The organism is Phenylobacterium sp., from assembly GCF_016124325.1.
In the GTDB taxonomy this organism is placed as follows: Bacteria; Pseudomonadota; Alphaproteobacteria; order Caulobacterales; family Caulobacteraceae; genus Phenylobacterium.
In genome coordinates this window covers 1-17,295 of sequence record NZ_WGNY01000049.1, presented here as the reverse complement: position 1 = coordinate 17,295, position 17,295 = coordinate 1, and the positions used below count along the sequence as shown (strand labels likewise).

General features: G+C 74.0%; 13 protein-coding genes. 10 read left to right on the top strand and 3 right to left on the bottom strand.

The features are described 5' to 3' along the window. Together GC203_RS22555 and GC203_RS22550 are read right to left on the bottom strand one after the other, a co-directional pair. A partial coding sequence (locus GC203_RS22555) for a hypothetical protein (RefSeq protein WP_293459101.1) occupies positions 1-411 on the bottom strand: 411 nt, incomplete at its 3' end. Between the two features lie 45 nt (positions 412-456). Beyond that, positions 457-849 carry an acyl dehydratase gene (locus tag GC203_RS22550; protein ID WP_293459100.1) on the bottom strand — a complete coding sequence of 131 codons (393 nt, stop codon included), beginning with the start codon at positions 847-849 and terminating at the stop codon, positions 457-459. A gap of 197 nt (positions 850-1,046) precedes the next feature. Here GC203_RS22550 and GC203_RS22545 point away from each other — a divergent pair, with 197 nt between their 5' ends. From GC203_RS22545 to trxA, 10 genes are all read left to right on the top strand, one after another. Continuing rightward, the gene (locus GC203_RS22545) at positions 1,047-3,182 is read left to right on the top strand and encodes a thioredoxin family protein (protein WP_293459098.1); all 2,136 of its coding nucleotides are present in this window, start codon (positions 1,047-1,049) and stop codon (positions 3,180-3,182) included. Between the two features lie 29 nt (positions 3,183-3,211). Next, positions 3,212-3,838: a thioredoxin family protein gene (locus GC203_RS22540; RefSeq protein ID WP_293459097.1), complete on the top strand. Its 627-nt coding sequence runs from the start codon at positions 3,212-3,214 to the stop codon at positions 3,836-3,838. Positions 3,839-4,002: 164 nt separating this feature from the next. Beyond that, a complete protein-coding gene (pgi, locus tag GC203_RS22535) occupies positions 4,003-5,619 on the top strand; it encodes a glucose-6-phosphate isomerase (RefSeq protein WP_293459095.1) in 1,617 nt (538 codons plus the stop codon). Between the two features lie 49 nt (positions 5,620-5,668). Then, positions 5,669-6,541, top strand: coding sequence for a 1-acyl-sn-glycerol-3-phosphate acyltransferase (locus GC203_RS22530; protein WP_293459093.1), 873 nt, complete (start codon positions 5,669-5,671; stop codon positions 6,539-6,541). Positions 6,542-6,551: 10 nt separating this feature from the next. Further along, on the top strand, positions 6,552-7,004 hold the full coding sequence (gene tsaE, locus GC203_RS22525) for a tRNA (adenosine(37)-N6)-threonylcarbamoyltransferase complex ATPase subunit type 1 TsaE (RefSeq protein ID WP_293459092.1): 453 nt from the start codon (positions 6,552-6,554) through the stop codon (positions 7,002-7,004). After that, a complete protein-coding gene (gene amgK / locus GC203_RS22520; RefSeq protein ID WP_293459090.1) occupies positions 6,988-8,082 on the top strand; it encodes an N-acetylmuramate/N-acetylglucosamine kinase AmgK in 1,095 nt (364 codons plus the stop codon). The genes tsaE and amgK overlap by 17 nt, the downstream gene beginning before the upstream one ends. After that, on the top strand, positions 8,079-8,798 hold the full coding sequence (locus GC203_RS22515) for a nucleotidyltransferase family protein (RefSeq protein WP_293459088.1): 720 nt from the start codon (positions 8,079-8,081) through the stop codon (positions 8,796-8,798). Before amgK ends, GC203_RS22515 begins: the two co-directional genes overlap by 4 nt. Beyond that, the gene (gene addB, locus GC203_RS22510) at positions 8,795-11,779 is read left to right on the top strand and encodes a double-strand break repair protein AddB (protein WP_293459087.1); all 2,985 of its coding nucleotides are present in this window, start codon (positions 8,795-8,797) and stop codon (positions 11,777-11,779) included. Before GC203_RS22515 ends, addB begins: the two co-directional genes overlap by 4 nt. Continuing rightward, positions 11,776-15,255, top strand: coding sequence for a double-strand break repair helicase AddA (gene addA, locus GC203_RS22505; protein WP_293459086.1), 3,480 nt, complete (start codon positions 11,776-11,778; stop codon positions 15,253-15,255). The genes addB and addA overlap by 4 nt, the downstream gene beginning before the upstream one ends. A 78-nt stretch (positions 15,256-15,333) precedes the next feature. Then, positions 15,334-15,669 carry a thioredoxin gene (gene trxA, locus GC203_RS22500; RefSeq protein ID WP_293459085.1) on the top strand — a complete coding sequence of 112 codons (336 nt, stop codon included), beginning with the start codon at positions 15,334-15,336 and terminating at the stop codon, positions 15,667-15,669. Between the two features lie 257 nt (positions 15,670-15,926). On the opposite strand, the gene GC203_RS22495 is transcribed toward trxA, so the two are convergent. Further along, on the bottom strand, positions 15,927-17,273 hold the full coding sequence (locus tag GC203_RS22495; RefSeq protein WP_293459083.1) for a folylpolyglutamate synthase/dihydrofolate synthase family protein: 1,347 nt from the start codon (positions 17,271-17,273) through the stop codon (positions 15,927-15,929). Positions 17,274-17,295: the final 22 nt, after the last annotated feature.

Here is a 17,295-nt window from a genome sequence, read left to right as displayed (position 1 = left end):
GTCGAAGGCCTCGTGCAGGGCGTCGACCAGTTCGTCTTCGAGCCGTTCGGCCTCGGGGCGTTCGTGCTCGGACCAGATGAGCGCGCTGACGGCTTCCTCGACCTCGGCCATGCGGCTGAGCACGCCGAAGTCGGGGGCGGGACGGTTGGCGAGGATCTCGCGTGTGCGCTGGGCGCGTTCCAGGTCGCCGACCTCGCGGCGCAGGCGGGCCTTCATGGCCAGCGTCTGGCGATAGGAGCGGGCCAAGCCCTCCAGCGGCCGGGCGAGGGCGACGGCCTTGTCGTCCTCATCCTCGGCCAGGGCCTCGATGCGGTCGGCGTAGCGCATGGCGAGGCCCAGCAGGCGCTCGGACAGGCGGCTCAGGCCGTCGAGGTCGGATGCGATGTCGGGGCGATGTTCCAATGAGAACAAAGATAGAACATCAAGGGCGGGATGTCAAGATTTCCCGCTCATCCCCTACCGCTGGAAGACGCTGCGGGTCAGGCAGGAGAAGACCAGGCGGCCGGCTTCGTCGAGCAGGTCGTGCTGGGCGATGACGATGCCCTTGCCCTCGCCCACCGGGTCCTTGGCCATGACGGTCATGCGGCCGCGCAGGAGTTCGCCGGAGGGCGGGTTGCGCATCCAGCGCAGGGCGTCGACGCCCAGGCGCTTGGTCTGGGGCCAGTCGGTGGCGGCCACGGCGTCGAGCCGGGCCCAGATGGCGTAGACCATGGCGTCGGGGGCGCCGCGGTCGAGGGTCCAGCCCGGGGTAAACGCCTTGACGAAGGCCTCCAGCGCCGCGGCGTCCACGGCGGCGGCGCCCAGCGGGACGACCTGGCCGATCTCGATATCGTCGAACGAGGCGGGCACGGCGGACTCCCTGGAGGCGAAGGCGATTCTCCGATCATGGCCGCCCGACGCCCTGAGTCGAGGCCCGACGCGCGCGCGCTGTAACCTTTGGGCCGGCCCGCGCGAACTTGCCTGGAGGCGCGGCGGCGAGGCCGCCGACTTTGCGCGCCGGACATCGGCAGGCCATATAGCGCCAGTAAGCCGGCTTCGAGGTGACGATGCGAATTCTGCTGGGCGCGCTGGCCGCCCTCTTCCTTTCCGGACTGACGACCGGCGCGGCGGCCGAGCCCGTGAACACCGGCCACCTGAAAGCCGAGCTGGTTTCGGCGACCAAGGGGATCGCGCCCGGCCAGACGATCCACGTGGCCCTGCGCCAGCAGATCCAGACCGAGTGGCACACCTACTGGCGCAACGCCGGCGACAGCGGCGAGGCCACCAAGCTCAAGTGGGACCTGCCCCAGGGCTGGAGCGCCTCGGACTTCACCTGGCCCACGCCGCACCGCCTGCCCGTCGGGCCGCTGGTGAACTACGGCTACCAGGGCGAGGTGCTGCTGCCGCTGTCGCTGACCGCGCCGGCCGACCTGAAACCCGGCCAGACGGTGACGCTGAAGGCCGCCGCCCAATTCCTCGTGTGCGCCGACGTCTGCGTGCCGGAGGACGCCAACCTCACGCTCAGCCTGCCGGTCACCGACGGCCCCGCGCCGGCCGATCCCAAGTGGGGCCCGACGATCGACAAGACCCTGGCCGACGCGCCGCAGCCGGCGGGTCTCAACGCCACGTTCGAGAAGGACGGCGCGGTCGTGAAGCTGGCGATCACCGGCGCGGCGCTGAAAGGCGCGGACCTGGCCGGCGCCTATTTCTACCCCTATTCCGGCACGGTCATCGACCACGCCCAGCCGCAGCCGATCGACCGCGGCCCGGATGGCCTGACCCTGAGCCTGGCGGCGGGCTATGGCTTCCAGGCGCCCGAGCCGCCGACCGAGATGGCCGGCGTACTGGCGCTGGCCGACAAGGCCTACGAGGTGACGGCGACGGCCGGCCCGATCCCGCCGGACGCGGGCGGCCTGGGCCCGCCGCCGGCCAAGGCCGCGCTCCCGGCCGGAGCGTCGAGCCTGAGCCTGCTGAGCGCGGCGGCCTTCGCCTTCGTGGGCGGGCTGATCCTCAACCTGATGCCCTGCGTCTTCCCGGTGCTGGCGATGAAGGCCGCCTCGCTGGCCGGCCACGGCGGCGCCCACGGCGACGCGCGCCGCCAGGGCCTGGCCTTCGGCGCGGGCGCGATCCTGACCTTCCTGGGGCTGGCCGGCGTGCTGATCGCGGTGCGCGCGGCCGGGGGCGAGGCCGGCTGGGGCTTCCAGCTGCAGGATCCGCCGGTGGTGGCGGCGCTGGCGCTGCTGATGCTGGCCATCGCGCTGAACCTGTCGGGCCTCTTCGAGATCGGGACCTCGCTGCAGGGCCTGGGCTCGGGTTTCGCCGCCCACGGCGGGATCCTGGGCGCGTTCTTCACCGGCGCCCTGGCGGTGGTGGTGGCCGCGCCCTGCACGGCGCCCTTCATGGGCGCGGCGCTGGGCTGGGCCCTGACCCAGCCGCCCGCCGCCTCGCTGGCGGTGTTCGCGGCCCTGGGCGTGGGCTTCTCGGCGCCGTTCGTGGCCGTGGCCTTCGTCCCGGCCCTGATCAACGCCCTGCCCCGGCCCGGCGCCTGGATGGAGACGTTCAAGAAAGCGCTGGCGTTCCCGATGTACGGGGCGGTGGCGTGGCTGGTCTGGGTGCTGACCGTGCAGACGGGTTCGGACGCGGTGCCGCGCATCCTGGGCGCCGGCATCGTGCTGGCCCTGGCCGGCTGGCTGCTGGGCGCGGCCCAGCGGCGCGCGGCGGTGGGCCGTCACGCCGCGCCGCTGGCGATCACCGGCGCCGTGCTGGCGGCGGTCGCGGTGGCGGGCGGCGCGGTCTGGCCCGACTACGCCCAGGCCGGCGCGCGCGAGGCCCGTTCGGGCGAGGCGCACCTGAACTACGAGCCCTACAGCCCGCAGCGGCTGGCCGAACTGCAGGCGCAAGGCCGGCCGGTGCTGGTCAACTACACCGCGGCCTGGTGCGTGAGCTGCCAGGTCAACGACCGGGTGGCGCTGTCGACCAAGGCGGTGTCGAAGGCGCTCGAGCGCAACAACGCCGTCTACCTCAAGGCCGACTGGACCAACCGCGACCCGCAGATCGCCGAGGACCTGGCCCGGTTCGGCCGCGTGGGCGTGCCGCTCTATCTCGTGTATGGCGCGAAGGGGGGCGATCCGGCTATCCTTCCGGCCATCCTGACCGAGGGCCTGGTGGTGAAGGCGCTGGACGCGGCCGCCGGGCCGGCCTGACCCGAACCCCTACGCGCAGGAGGCGTCCGATGATCGACCGCCGACTTCTCCTTTCCCTCGCCGCCGCCGCGGCCCTCGCCGCCCCGAGCGCGGCGCCCGCGGCCGAACCCTTGCTGGGCCAGCCGGCGCCGGCCTTCGAGGCGAAGGACTACAACGGCCAGACCCGCTCGCTGGCGGAGTTCCGCGGCAAGACCGTGGTGCTGGAGTGGACCAACAACGGCTGCCCGTACGTCGGCAAGCACTACGGCGCGGGCAACATGCAGCGCATCCAGAAGGAGGCGACGGCGCAGGGCGTGGAGTGGCTGACGATCATCTCGTCGGCCCCGGGCTTCCAGGGCTATCTGACGCCGCCCGAGGCCAAGGCCTGGAAGGCCAAGGTGGGCGCCCATTCCAGCGACGTGCTGCTGGACCCGGAGGGCACGGTGGGCCGGCTCTACGAGGCCAAGGCCACGCCGCACATGTTCATCATCGATAAGGCCGGGACGCTGGTCTACATGGGCGGCATCGACGACCGCCCCTATTCCGATCCGGCCAGCCTGAAGGGCGCCACCAACTACGTCGAGGCGGCGCTGGCCGACATCAAGGCCGGACGCCCGGTGGCCACGCCGGCGACGCGGCCCTATGGCTGCGCCGTGAAGTACTCGTCCGCCGAGTGATCGGCGGCGCGCCCGCCATTCGACACGCCATGGCCCGGCCTGTCCGGGCCACCCATGGACACCGCGCGCAAAGCAAGGGTACGGCGACGTCGCAGCCCGTCCTGCGGTATCTGTGTTCATGGGTCGCCCGGACAAGCCGGGCGATGACGGCCTGGAGAGAGTGAGTGCCCGAGACCGACGCCGCCTGGGCGGCCCTTTCCGAGGCCGGCCAGGCCGCCGCCGCGCGCCGTATCGCCGACCTGTTCGCCGCCGAGCCCGACCGGCTGGCCCGTTTCGGCCTGACCGCCGCCGGGCTGGAGATCGACCTGTCGAAGCAGACGTGGTCGCGGGCCGACCTCGACGTGCTCACCGCCCTCGCCCGCGCGAGCGGCGTGGAGGCCGCGCGCGACCGCCTGTTCGCCGGCGCGGTGGTGAACGCCTCGGAGGGCCGCCCGGCGCTGCACATGGCGCTGCGGGCGCCGGACGGCGCGGGCTTCTCGGCCGGGGGGACGCCGGTGTCGGGCGAGGTCGAAGCCAGCCGCGCGGCCATGCGCGCCTTCGCCGAGGCGGTGCGTTCGGGCGCGCGCCGGGGCGCGACGGGCAAGCCGTTCCGCGCCGTCGTCCATATCGGCATCGGCGGCTCGGACCTGGGGCCGCGGCTGATCTGGGAGGCGCTGCGGCCCGTCGACCCGCAGATCGAGCTGCGCTTCGCCGCCAATGTGGACCCCGCCGAGCTGGCGCTGGCGCTCACGGGCCTCGACCCCGCCGAAACCATGGTGGTGACCGTCTCGAAGACCTTCACCACCCAGGAGACCCTGACCAACGCCGAGACTGCGCGCGCCTGGCTGCGCGGCGCCCTGGGCCCCGCCGCCGACGCCCACCTCGTGGCCGTCTCGGCCGCGCCCGACAAGGCCCAGGCCTTCGGCGTGCCCGCCGACCAGGTGTTCGGCTTCTGGGACTGGGTGGGCGGCCGCTATTCGATCTGGTCGGCGGTGGGCCTCTCGTGCGCGGTGGCGCTGGGCTACGACGTCTTCGCCCGGATGCACGCCGGCGCCGCGGCGCTGGACCGCCACTTCCGCGAGGCGCCGCTGGAGCGCAACGCCCCGGTGATGCTGGCGCTGGCGCACCTGTTCAACCGCAACGGCCTGGGCCGCCCGATCCGCGCGGTCGTGCCCTACGCCCAGCGGCTGCGGCTGTTCCCCGCCTTCCTCCAGCAGCTGGAGATGGAGTCGAACGGCAAGCGGGTGACGGCCCAGGGCGCGCCGGTGGCCCACGCCACCGCCGCCAGCGTGTTCGGCGACGCCGGCACCAACGGCCAGCACGCTTTCTTCCAGCTGCTGCACCAGGGGACCGACATCATTCCCGTCGACATCCTGGCGGTGCGGCGCGGGTCCGAGGGCGATCCGGCGGCCCAGGCCAAGCTGCTGGCCAACGCGGTGGCCCAGGCCGAGGCGCTGATGGTGGGCCGATCCGCCGACGACGTGCGCGCCGAGCTGGAAGCGGCCGGACGCGACGCCGCCGAGATCGAGGCCCTGGTCCCGCAGCGCACCTTCCCGGGCGACCGGCCCACCAGCTTCCTCCTGCTGGAGGAACTGGACCCCGAGCGGCTGGGCGCCCTGATCGCGCTCTACGAGCACAAGACCTTCGTCGAGGGCGTCATCTGGGGGATCAACAGCTTCGACCAATGGGGCGTGGAACTGGGCAAGACCCTGGCCTCGCGGGTGCTGGGCGAGCTGCAGGGCGGGCCTGCGGGCGCGCACGATCCGTCCACCGCGGCCCTGATCGCGCGCCTGAAAGCCTAGGCTTTCGATCCGCTTGCCGCGGCCCCGCGCGCCGGTCCATCTTCCGGCCATGACGCTCGCCACGCCGGCGTCCGCGGTCCGCCGACCCGGAGCCCACGACCACATCGTCGACGTGCTGATCGCCGAGCGCGCGCCCAAGCTGTCGTCGAGCCCGGCATGGCCCCTTCTGCGCCCGCTGCTCTACGCCATGCTGGACTACGCCAAGGCCCGGCGGATGGCCGACGCCATCGCCCGCCTGCCGGGGCGCACGGCGCTGGACCACGTTTCGGACCTGCTGGCGCTGAAGGTGGCGGCGCGGGGCCTGGAGCGCCTGCCGGCCGAGGGCCGCGCCGTGGTGATCTGCAACCATCCGACCGGCATCGCCGACGGGGTGGCGGTGTTCGATGCCCTGAAGGCGGCGCGGCCCGACATCTGCTTCTACGCCAACGCCGACGCCCACCGGGTGGCCGCGCGGTTCGACGAGGTGCTGATCCCGGTGGAGTGGGTGGAGGCCAAGCGCACGCGGGAGAAGACCCGGGCGACGCTGACGCTCACCCGCGAGGCGATGGAGGCCGGGCGCTGCCTGGTGATCTTCCCGGCCGGGCGACTGGCGCGGCGCGGTCCCGACGGACGGCTGAGCGACCCGGAGTGGATGAGCTCGGCGGTCTCCATCGCGCGGAAATACGAGGCGCCGGTGCTGCCGCTGCACGTGGCGGGACCGTGGTCGACGCTGTTCCACCTGTTCAACGACGTGTCGAACGAGTTGCGCGACATCACCCTGTTCCACGAGCTGCTGAACAAGGGCGGGCGGCCGTTCTCGCTCACCGGCGGCCCGCTGATCGGGCCCGAGGCGCTGGACGGCGATCCGGCCGAGGTGACCGCCCGGCTGAAGGCCTATGTGGAGCGCGACCTGCCCGCCGAGCCGGACCGGCCGTTCGCATGATCCCCTCCAAATGATCCTGGCGGACGAGGCGGCGACCGCGCGGCTGGGCGCGGCGGTGGCGGCGCATCTGCGGCCCGGCGAAGCCGTGTGCCTGTGGGGGCCGCTGGGGGCCGGCAAGTCGACGCTGGCGCGGGCGCTGGTGCGGGCGCTGACCACCCCCGACGAGGACGTGCCCAGCCCCACCTTCACTCTGGTGCAGTTCTACGAGGGGCCGCTGCTGTCGGTGGCCCATTTCGACCTCTACCGGCTGGCCGATCCCGACGAGGCCTACGAGATCGGGCTGGACGAGGCGCTGGACACGGGCGCGGCGGTGATCGAGTGGCCCGAGCGGCTGGGCGGCCGCCTGCCGCCGGATCGACTCGATATAGAGATCGGCTTCGCGGGCGACGGGGGCGAAGGGCGGGTCGCCCGGCTGAAGCCCCACGGGGCGTGGGAAGGACGTGGACTTGAACCTGGAGCGTGAGGCCCGGAAGGCCGAGTTCCTGCGGGCCTCGGGGTTCGGCGCGGCGCGGCGCGAGCCGTTCGCGGGCGACGCCTCGACCCGGATGTTCGAGCGCCTGCGGCTGCCCGACGGAACCACGCGCTTCTTCATGGACCAACCGCCGGCGGTGGAGACGGCGGTCTGCCCGCCCGGCGCATCGGACGCCGAGCGGATCGCCCTGGGCTACAACGCCGCCGCGCGGCTGGCGGCCGGATCGGCGGTGGCGTTCGTGACGGTGGCGGAGCACCTGCGCGGCCGCGGCCTGTCGGCGCCGCGGATCGACGCCTACGACATCGAGGCCGGGCTGGTGGTGCTGGAGGACCTGGGCGACGGCCTGTTCGCCGACCTGATCGCGGCCGGCGCCGACGAGCGGCCGCTGTACGAGGCCGCGGTGGACGCCCAGGCGGCGATGCAGGCCGAACGGCCGCCGCCGGTGCTGGAGACGGGCGGCCTCCGCTGGCCGCTGCTGACCTACGACACCCTGGCGCTGAAGATCGCCACCGACACCTTCCTGGAATGGTGGCCGCAGTTCGCGGGCCTGCCGGCCTTCGGCGAAGCGGCCACGGCCGAGTGGGACGCGCTGTGGGCGCCCGTCTGGGTGCGCGGCGAGGCCGGCGCCAGCGTCTTCACCCACCGCGACTACCACGCGCGCAACCTGCTCTGGCTGCCCGAGCGCCGGGGCGTGGCGCGGGTGGGCATGGTCGACTTCCAGGACGCCCTGATCGCCCACCCCGCCTGGGACCTGCTGCACCTGCTGCAGGACGCGCGGCGCGACATCACCCCCGAGCTGGAGGCGGCGATGCTGGACCGGTTCCTGGCCGCCAGGCCGGAGCTGGACCGCGAGGCGTTCCTGGCCGACTACCGCGCGCTCGCCGCCTCGAACGCCGCGCGCATCCTGGGCCGCGTGTTCGCCCGGCAGGTGGTGTTCATGGGCCGCCAGCAGTATCGCGAGTACATGCCGCGCACCTGGCGCTACCTCGAACGCGATCTCGAAGACCCGGCGCTGGCGGGCCTGAAGGCCTGGTTCGACCGCCACGTCCCGCCCGAGGCGCGGGCGTGAGCCGGCCGAAGACAGCGATGGTGATGGCCGCGGGCCTGGGCACCCGCATGCGGCCGCTGTCGAACGACCGGCCCAAGGCCCTGGTGGAGGTCGCCGGCAAGCCGCTGCTGGCCTATGTGATCGACCCGCTGGTGGCGGCGGGCGTCGAGCGGATCGTGGTGAACGTCCACGCCCATCCCGACCAGATCGAGGCCTACCTCGCGGGCCGCCGCGACGCCGAGTTCCTGATCTCCGACGAGCGCGAGCGGCTGCTGGAGACCGGCGGCGGGGTGAAGCACGCCCGCGCGCTGCTGGGCGACGATCCGATCTTCCGCTGCAACAGCGACTACGTCTGGGTGAAGCCGGGCGAGCCGGCGATGGAGGCCCTGGTCCGCGAATGGGACCCGGCGCGGATGGACGCTCTGGTCACGGTGATCCCCAAGGACCGCACCCTGGGCTTCGACACCCCCGGCGACTTCTACCAGGACGCGGAAGGCCGCCTGACCCACCGGGGCGAGCGACCGAGCGCGCCGCTGCACGCCTTCGGCGTCGAGATCATCGACCCGCGCACCATCTACGCCGACCCGCGCGAGGCGTTCAGCCTGCGCGACGTCTGGTTCCGTTCGGCCGACAAGGGCCGCCTCTTCGGCCTGCAGCTCGACGGCCTGTGGATGCAGGTGGGCGACCCCGCCGCCCGCGACGTCGCCGAGGCCCAGTTGCGCGCCCGGGTCTCATGACCGCCTTCCTCGAGCCGCCGGGGCCGCGCTGGTTCAACATTCCCGCGCACCGGCCGTTCGCGGACGATCTCGCCCTGGGCCTGTTCGAGGCGCTGAACCCGCTGGGGCCCGAGGCCCTGGCCGACGCCGTGGTGCTCACCCCCACCCGCCGTGGCGCGCGCGCCCTGGCCGACGCCTTCGTCCGCGCGGCGGGGGGACGCGCCGTGCTGCCGCCGCAGATGCGGCCCCTGGGCGACCTGGAGGCGGGCGAGCCGCCGTTCGAGCCCGGCGACCTGGCGCTGGACCTGCCCGCCGCCATCGACCCGCTGACGCGGCGCTTCGAGCTGACGCGGCTGGTGGCGGAGCTGGATGCGCGTGACGACCTCGTCCCCGGCCGCATCCACTCGGCCGCCCACGCCCTGGAGCTGGCCGACGCGCTGGGGAGCTTCTTCGACGGCCTGCAGATCGAGGAGGCCGAGATCGGCCCGCAGCTCGAAGGGCTGGTGGCCGCCGAACTCGCCCAGCACTGGCAGGTGAGCCGCGATTTCCTGGAGGCGGCGCTGGAGCGCTGGCCCGCGCGGCTGAAGGACCTGGGCGTCGTCGACGTCAGCGAGCGCCGGGTGCGGCTGCTGCGGCGGCTGGCCGAGCGCTGGACGGCCTCGCCGCCGAGCGGGGTGCTGGTGGCGGCCGGCTCGACCGGAACAGCGCCGGCGACGCGGGCCCTGCTGATCGCCGTGGCCGCCGCCCCGCAGGGCTGCGTGGTGCTGCCGGGCCTCGACCACGAACTGGCCGATACGGCCTGGGCCAAGGTGGACGTGCAGCACCCGCAGGGCGCGCTGAAGCGCCTGCTGGACGACGCGCGGGTGCGGAAGGCCGACGTGCGCCTCTGGCCCGTGTCGGCGCGGCCCGACGCCGCCGGCCGCTGGCGCCGCCGGGTGGTCAACGAGGCCCTGCGCCCGGCCGAGGAGACCGCCGACTGGCTGGGCGTGATCGGCCGCCTGCGCGAGGAGGGCCGGCGCGAGGGCATCGATCCCGTGGCCGAGGGGCTGAAGGGCCTGTCGATGGTCAGCGCGCGAACCGAGGAGGAGGCCGCCACCACGGCCGCCCTGCTGCTGCGCGAGGCCCTGGAGGTCCCCGGCCGGACCGCGGCCCTTGTGACGCCGGACGCGGTGCTGGCGCGGCGGGTCTCGGCGAGGCTGGCGCGCTGGGGGGTGATCCCCGACTCCTCGGCCGGCGAGAGCCTGGCGGGCAGCGCCTGCGGGGCGCTGGCGGCGCTGGTCGCCCGCGCCGCCGCCGACCCGGTCGATCCGGTGGTGCTGCTGGGCCTGATGAAGCACCGAGACGCGCGGCTGGGCGACAGCGCCGAGCTGGAGGCCCTGGCCCTGCGCGGACCCCGCGCGCGGGACTGGCAAGAGCTGAAAGCCCGCGCCGCGAAATCGCCGGCCGCCCTGGCCCTGGCCGAACGGCTGGAGGCCATCATCGCCGGTCTCGCCTGGCCGGACGCGGCCGACTCCGCCGCCGAGGCGGCCCGGCGCACCGCCGCGGCCATGGAGGCGCTTTGCGCCGACGCGGACGGCGCCACCGGCGACCTGTGGGCCGGCCACGACGGCGAGGCGGTCGGCCGCCTGCTCTCGGGCCTGATGGCGTCCGGGGACAGCCTGCCTGCGGTCACGCCCCGCCAGTTCGCCGACCTGCTGCAGCGGCTGATGGAGGGCGAGACGGTGCGCAGCGGCGGGGCCACCCATTCGCGCCTGCGCATCCTGGGCGCCATCGAGGCGCGGCTGGTGCGGGACGACCGGCTGGTGCTGGGCGGGCTGGAGGAAGGCGTCTGGCCCGCCTCGCCCGGCCAGGACCCGTTCCTCTCGCGCCCCATGCGCCGCGCGCTGGGCCTGCCCTCGCCCGAGCGGCGGATCGGGCTGGCGGCGCACGACTTCGCCCAGGCCGCCTGCGCGCCCGAGGTGATCCTGCTGCACACCGAACGCCGCGAGGGCGCGCCCTCGGTGAAGTCGCGCTGGCTGTGGCGGCTGGAGACCCTGGCCGAGGGCGCGGGCGCGGCCTTGCCCGGCCATGCCGAGGCCCTGGCCTGGGCGCGGGCGCTGGACGCGCCCGGGACGCCCGCGCCGATCGGGCGGCCCGCCCCGATCCCGCCGGTCGCCGCCCGGCCGCGCGAGATGGCGGTGACGCGGGTGGAGACCCTGGTGCGCGACCCCTATGCGGTGTGGGCGCGCGACATCCTGAAGCTCTACCCCCTGCGCCGGCCCGACGAGGCGCCGGACGCCCGCGAGCGGGGGACGGCGATCCACAAGGCCTTCGAGGATTTCGCCGAGCGGTGGCCCGAGGCCCTGCCCGCCGACCCGGCCGGAGAGTTCGAGGCGCTGTACGTCGACGCCCTGCGCGCCGCGGGCCTGAGCGAGGCGGCCCTGGCGCGGGAGACCGCCCTGGCCCGCGAGGCCGCCCTGTGGGTCGCCGAACTGGAGCGCGAGCGGCGCGCCGACGGCCGGGCGATCCACGTAGAGCTGAAGGGCCAGCTCACCTTCGAGGCGGCGGGCGGGCCCTTCACCGTGACCGCGCGGGCCGACCGCATCGAGGCCGCGCCCGGCGGCTATGGCCACATCCTCGACTACAAGACCGGCAAGGCGCCGTCGCAGAAGGAGGTCGACACCGGCTTCTCCCCGCAGCTCACCCTGACCGCGGCGATCCTGGCGGCCGGCGGCTTCCCCGAGATCGGCGCCCTGAAGCCCGGCGACCTGACCTATCTGGAGGTGACCGGCCGCAAGCCCGCCGGAAAGGTGGAGATCCGCGGCGCCGCCGGGCCCGAAAGCGAGCTGGCCGCCCAGCTCGCCCTGGATGGCCTCAAGGAACTGGTCGCCAGGTACGACGACCCGGCGCGGGCCTATCTGTCGCGCACGGCCCCGCAGTTCGTGAAGGCCCGCGTCTCGGACTACGACCACCTGGCCCGGGTGTTCGAGTGGTCGACCAGCGGCGAGGACGACGGCGCATGAGCACGGCCGTCTCCGAGCGCGACCCGCAGGCGACGGCCGCCGATCCGCGGCTGTCGGCCTTCGTCACCGCCAACGCCGGCTCGGGCAAGACCAAGACCCTGATCGACCGGGTCGCGCGCCTGCTGCTGGCCGGGGCCGAGCCGCAGGCGATCCTGTGCGTCACCTACACCAAGGCCGCCGCCGCCGAGATGCAGCGGCGGCTGTTCGGCCTGCTGGGCGGCTGGTCGGTGCTGGACGACGCGGCGCTGGCGGCCGAGCTGGCCAAGCTGGAGGCGCGTGCCTTCGCGCCGGCCGAGCTCTCGAAGGCCCGGGCGCTGTTCGCCCGCGCCCTGGAGACGCCGGGCGGGCTGAAGATCCAGACCATCCACGCCTTCTGCGAGAAGCTGTTGCGGCGGTTCCCGCTGGAGGCGGGCGTCTCGCCGGGCTTCCGGGTGATGGACGACGCCGCCTCGGCCGCCGTGGCCCGCGCGGCGCGGGCGGGGGTGGCGCGTTATGCCCTGGCCGGCGGCGGCGCGGCGGGGGTTTCCGAGGCCTACGCCCGCTTCTCGGTGGCGCTGGACTTCCAGAGCTTCGAGGCGATGTTCGCCGACTTCGAGGCCCGCCGCGCGGCGCTCTCGGCCTTCCTGGAGCACGTGGGCGGGCTGGAGGGCGCCGAGGCCTGGGCCTGGACGACCTGCGGCTTCGCGGGCGCGACCGATCCCGACGAGATCGCCGCGACGGCCATGGCGCGGCTGGACCGGGGCCTGTGGCGCGAGGCGGCGGCCCTGCTGGCCGGCGGCGGCAAGACCGACCAGAAGAACGCCGCGCTTATGGCCGCCGTCGCCGAGGCGCCCGAGGGCGCCTTCGCCGCCGCGCTGGAGGTGTTCTTCACCGCCAAGGGCCAGGGCACGCCGGCGACGTGGGTGGAGAAGAGCTCGACCCTGAAGGCCCGGCCCGAGCTGCACGTCCTGCTGCTGTCGGAACAAGCGCGGCTCGAAAAGGCCCGCGAGCAGGTCCGCGCCGCCGCCGTGGCCTGGGACACGGTCTATGCGCTGACCTTGGCCCACGCCTACCTGACCGCCTACGCCCACGAGAAGGCGGCGGCCGGGGCGCTGGACTTCACCGACCTGATCGAGAAGGCGCGCCACCTGCTGCGCGACGCCGAGGCCGCCCAGTGGGTGCTCTACAAGCTGGACGGCGGCATCGACCACATCCTCGTCGACGAGGCGCAGGACACCGCCGCCGACCAGTGGACCATCCTGCGGGCCCTGACCGAGGACTTCTTCACCGGCGCCGGCGCGCGGGAGGGTCTGGGCCTGGAGCGCAACCTGTTCGTCGTGGGCGACGAGAAGCAGTCGATCTATTCGTTCCAGGGCGCCCAGCCCGAGCGGCTGATCCACGAGTTCGAGTTCCACCGCGAACGGGCCAGCGGCGCGGGCCTGCGCTTCGAGCGGGTGGACCTGCTGACCTCGTGGCGCTCGACGCCGCAGGTGCTGCGCTTCGTCGACGCCGTGTTCGCGCCGGGGGACCTGGCCCAGGCGATCCAGCCGCGCATCGAGCCCGAGGCCGTGCGGCACCTGCCCGTGCGCCTGGACCACGACGGCTGCGTCGACGTCTGGGAGCCCGAGGCGGAGACCAAGGGCGAGGAGCGGCTGGCCTGGGACGCCCCGCTGGACGCCGAGGGCGAGGAGAGCGCCAACAAGCGGCTGGCCCGCAAGATCGCCCGCGAGATCGCCGCCCTGATCGCCCGGGGCGACGCGGTGTTCGACAAGGAAGCGGGAGGCTGGCGGCCCGCCAACGCCGGCGACGTGCTGATCCTGGTGCGCCGGCGCCGCGCGCTGTTCGAGGAGATCCTGCGGGCGCTGAAGCACGAGGGCGTGCCGGTGGCCGGCGCCGACCGGCTGGCGCTGTCGCAGCACATCGTCTTCGACGACCTCCTGGCCCTGGCCCGCTTCGTCCTGTTCCCCGCCGACGATCTGACCCTGGCGGCGGTGCTGAAGAGCCCGTTCTGCGGGATTTCCGACGACGGCCTCTACGACCTCGCCCATGGCCGGGGCCGCGAGCCGCTGTGGGACGTGCTGCGCCGCCGGGCCGGGGAGCGGGCCGACTGGGGCGAGGCCGCCGCGGTGCTGGAGGCGGCCCTGGCGGCGGGGCGGGCCGTACGCCCCTTCGAGTTCTACGCCGGCCTGCTGGCGCGGACCGACGCCGAGGGCCGCTCGCTGCGCTACCGCCTGCTGAAGCGCCTGGGCGCCGAGGCCGAGGAGGCGCTGGACGAATACCTGGCCCAGGTGCTGGCCGCCGAGGCCCGCGGCGTCGCCGACCTGGAGAGCCTGGCCTACGGCTTCGCCAGCCTCGACATCACCGTGAAGCGCGAGATGGAGGCGCCCGCCGGCCAGGTGCGGGTGATGACCGCCCACGGCGCCAAGGGGCTGGAGGCGCCGATCGTGTTCCTGCCCGAGACGACGCTGCGCGGGACGGCGCGCGGCTCGCCGCTGATGGAGACTGAGGACGGCGGCTTCCTCTGGTCGTCGTCGAAGGACCGCGACTGCCCGCCCTCGGCGGCGGCGCGCGAGCGGCGGGCGGCCCGGGAGGAGGCCGAGTCGTTCCGGCTGCTCTATGTGGCGCTGACCCGGGCCCGCGACCGGCTGGTGCTGTGCGGGCGGGTCGCCGCCGACGCCAAGGTGGAGAACCTGAAGGGCTGGTGGGGCGCGGTGGCCGAGGCGCTGAGCCACGCCGAAATCGCCCCCGGCGTGCGCGAGCTGGCATGCGACGGGGTGGCCTTCCGCCGCTACGGCAAGGACCCGAAGACGCTCGGCGGCGCGGCGCCCGGCCCGCAGGAAGCCACGACCGCCCTGCCCGCCTGGGCCCGGCGGCCCGCCGCGCCCGAGGCCCACGCCCGCTACGCCTCGCCGTCCGACCTGGGAGAAGGCGCCGCCGTGGCCGCGCCGTCGCCGCTGGCGGCCACGGGCGGGCTGGGCCGGTTCCGTCGCGGCGACCTGATCCACCGGCTGCTGCAACTGCTGCCCGATCTGCCGGCCGGCGAGCGCGCGGGGGGCGCGGCGGCGCTGCTGGCGCGGGAGGCCGATCTTTCCGACGCGCAGCGCGCCGAGATGGCCGCCGCGGCCCTGGGCGTGCTGGACGATCCGCGCTTCGCCGAGGTGTTCGGGCCGGGCTCGCGGGCCGAGGCGGCCATCGCCGGGACCGCCGCCGCCCTGCCGGCCGGCCTGAACATCTCCGGGCGGATCGACCGCCTCGTCGTGCTGCCCGCGCGCGTGCTGGTGGTGGATTTCAAGTCCAACCGCCCCTCGCCCGACCGGATCGAGGACGCCGATCCGGCCTATCTGCGCCAGATGTCGCTCTACGCCGCGGTGCTGGGCGAGGTGTTCCCCGGACGCGCCATCGAGGCCGCGATCGTCTGGACCGATGGGCCGAAGCTGATGCCCGTTCCAGAAAAGCTGATCACGCAAACGCTTGCGGAGCTCCGCCACAGCGGTTGATACAAGGGCGGGCCCCGCCTACATGCGCGGATCGAAAGGGCGCATCGGGCATTTCCGACGCGCCAAAGGAGTTTTCGAATGAGCACCGTCAAGGTCACCGACGAATCCTTCCAGGCCGACGTCCTGCAGTCCGAACAGCCGGTGCTGGTCGACTTCTGGGCGGAGTGGTGCGGCCCGTGCAAGCAGATCGCCCCCGCCCTGGAGCAGCTCGCCGACGAGCTGGCCGGCAAGGTCACCATCGCCAAGCTCGACATCGAGCAGAGCCCCACCACCCCCTCGCGCTACGGCGTGCGCGGCATCCCCACCATGATGCTGTTCAAGGGCGGCCAGATGGCCTCGATGAAGGTCGGCGCCATGCCCAAGCAGAAGATCCTGGAGTGGCTGACCGAGGCCGGCGTCGCCACCGCGGCGTAACGTCCTGACCCTCGGCCCTCCGCGCGAGCGGGGGCCCCTCTAGACGGACCACGAAAGACACGAAAAGCACGAAAAGGCTTCGCGGCCGGCTTCGTGTGGGTTCGTGTTTTTCGTGGTTTTTCCTTTTCCCTCCCCTTCATGGGGAGGGCGACTCGCGCAGCGAGCGGGGTGGGGTGTGAGCGCCCGCACCGCAGATGGCCTTCCCCACCCGTCTCTCGCTACGCTCGATCCACCCTCCCCATGAAGGGGAGGGAAAATCAGGTCGGCCAGGTTTCTTCGCTCATGGCCAGGACCTCGCCGGCGAAGTGCAGGCCGCCGCAGATGAGCACGTGCGGCGCGGGGCCGTCGGCCTCCAGGGCGCGCGCCACCCCGTCCGACACATTGGCCGCCGTCTCGGGCGCGAGGCCGGCCTTCACGGCGGCGTCCACCAGCTCCTCGGCGCTGGCGGCGTTGGGGCTGTCGAAGGTGGTGCAGATCACCCGCGGGCGCATCTCGGCGAACGGGCGGAAGTAGCCCTCGGCGTCCTTGCGGGCGAACATGCCGGTCACCAACACCAGGGGCCGCGGATCGCGATCGACGATGCGGCTGGCGGCCTCGGCGAGCGCGCGGCCCGCGTGCGGATTGTGGCCGCCGTCCAGCCACAGGTCGGCGCCGCGCGCCCGGGCCAGCTCGGCCAGGGGCCCGGCGGTGAGCCGCTGCATCCGCGCCGGCCAGACGGCCTGGGCGACGCCCCGGCCCAGCACCTCGTCGGACAGGCCGTGGTCGAACATCAGGGCCGCGGCCACGGCCACGCCGGCGTTGTCGAACTGGTAGCCGCCGAACAGGCCGGGCGGCGGCAGGTCGAGCAGGCGGTCGGGCATCTGCACCAGCAGGCGGCCGCGCTCCTCCCAGGCGTCGAAGTCGCGGCCGGCCAGCAGCATGGGGGCCATGCGGTCGTCGGCCTCGCGCTCGATCATCTCCAGCGCCTCCTCGGGCTGGCGCGCGACGACGACGGGGCGGCCGTGCTTGATGATCCCGGCCTTCTCCCAGGCGATCTTGCCCAGGCCCGGCCCCAGCATCTCCAGGTGGTCGTAGTCGACCGGCGTGATCACGCTGACCGCCGGAGCGGCGAAGATGTTGGTGGCGTCGAAGCGCCCGCCCAGCCCCACCTCGACGATACAGACGTCGGCCGGCGTCTCGGCGAAGGCCAGGAACGCCAGCACGGTGGTGATCTCGAAGAAGCTGATCGGCTGGCCGTCGTTGGCCGCCTCGAGACGGTCGGTCAGTTCGGTGAGCTGTTCGTCGGTGATCAGCTTGCCGGCCAGGCGGATGCGCTCGGCGAAGCGCACGAGGTGCGGCGAGGTCAGGGCATGGGCGCGCAGGCCCGCCGCCTCGGCGATGGCGCGCAGATAGGCCACCGTCGAGCCCTTGCCGTTGGTGCCGGCCACGTGGATCACCGGCGGCAGCTTCAGGTCGGGCCGGCCCAACGCCGCCAGCAGGCGCTCCACGCGCCCGGTGGTCAGGTCGATCAGCGTGGGATGGTTGGCGCGCAGCCGCTGGATCACCGCGTCGGAGGCGCGGATCGGATCGTAGCCGGGATCTGGCGCGCGCAATACGTCGCTCATCGCTTCAACCATACCTCTCCCC

Bases quoted from the DNA above. Each gene is read 5' to 3' on its own strand.
- trxA (WP_293459085.1), top strand. From the start codon at position 15,334: ATGAGCACCGTCAAGGTCACCGACGAATCCTTCCAGGCCGACGTCCTG.
- GC203_RS22530 (WP_293459093.1), top strand. From the start codon at position 5,669: ATGACGCTCGCCACGCCGGCGTCCGCGGTCCGCCGACCCGGAGCCCAC.
- GC203_RS22540 (WP_293459097.1), top strand. From the start codon at position 3,212: ATGATCGACCGCCGACTTCTCCTTTCCCTCGCCGCCGCCGCGGCCCTC.
- GC203_RS22545 (WP_293459098.1), top strand. From the start codon at position 1,047: ATGCGAATTCTGCTGGGCGCGCTGGCCGCCCTCTTCCTTTCCGGACTG.
- GC203_RS22495 (WP_293459083.1), bottom strand. From the start codon at position 17,273: ATGAGCGACGTATTGCGCGCGCCAGATCCCGGCTACGATCCGATCCGC.
- addB (WP_293459087.1), top strand. From the start codon at position 8,795: ATGACCGCCTTCCTCGAGCCGCCGGGGCCGCGCTGGTTCAACATTCCC.
- tsaE (WP_293459092.1), top strand. From the start codon at position 6,552: ATGATCCTGGCGGACGAGGCGGCGACCGCGCGGCTGGGCGCGGCGGTG.
- addA (WP_293459086.1), top strand. From the start codon at position 11,776: ATGAGCACGGCCGTCTCCGAGCGCGACCCGCAGGCGACGGCCGCCGAT.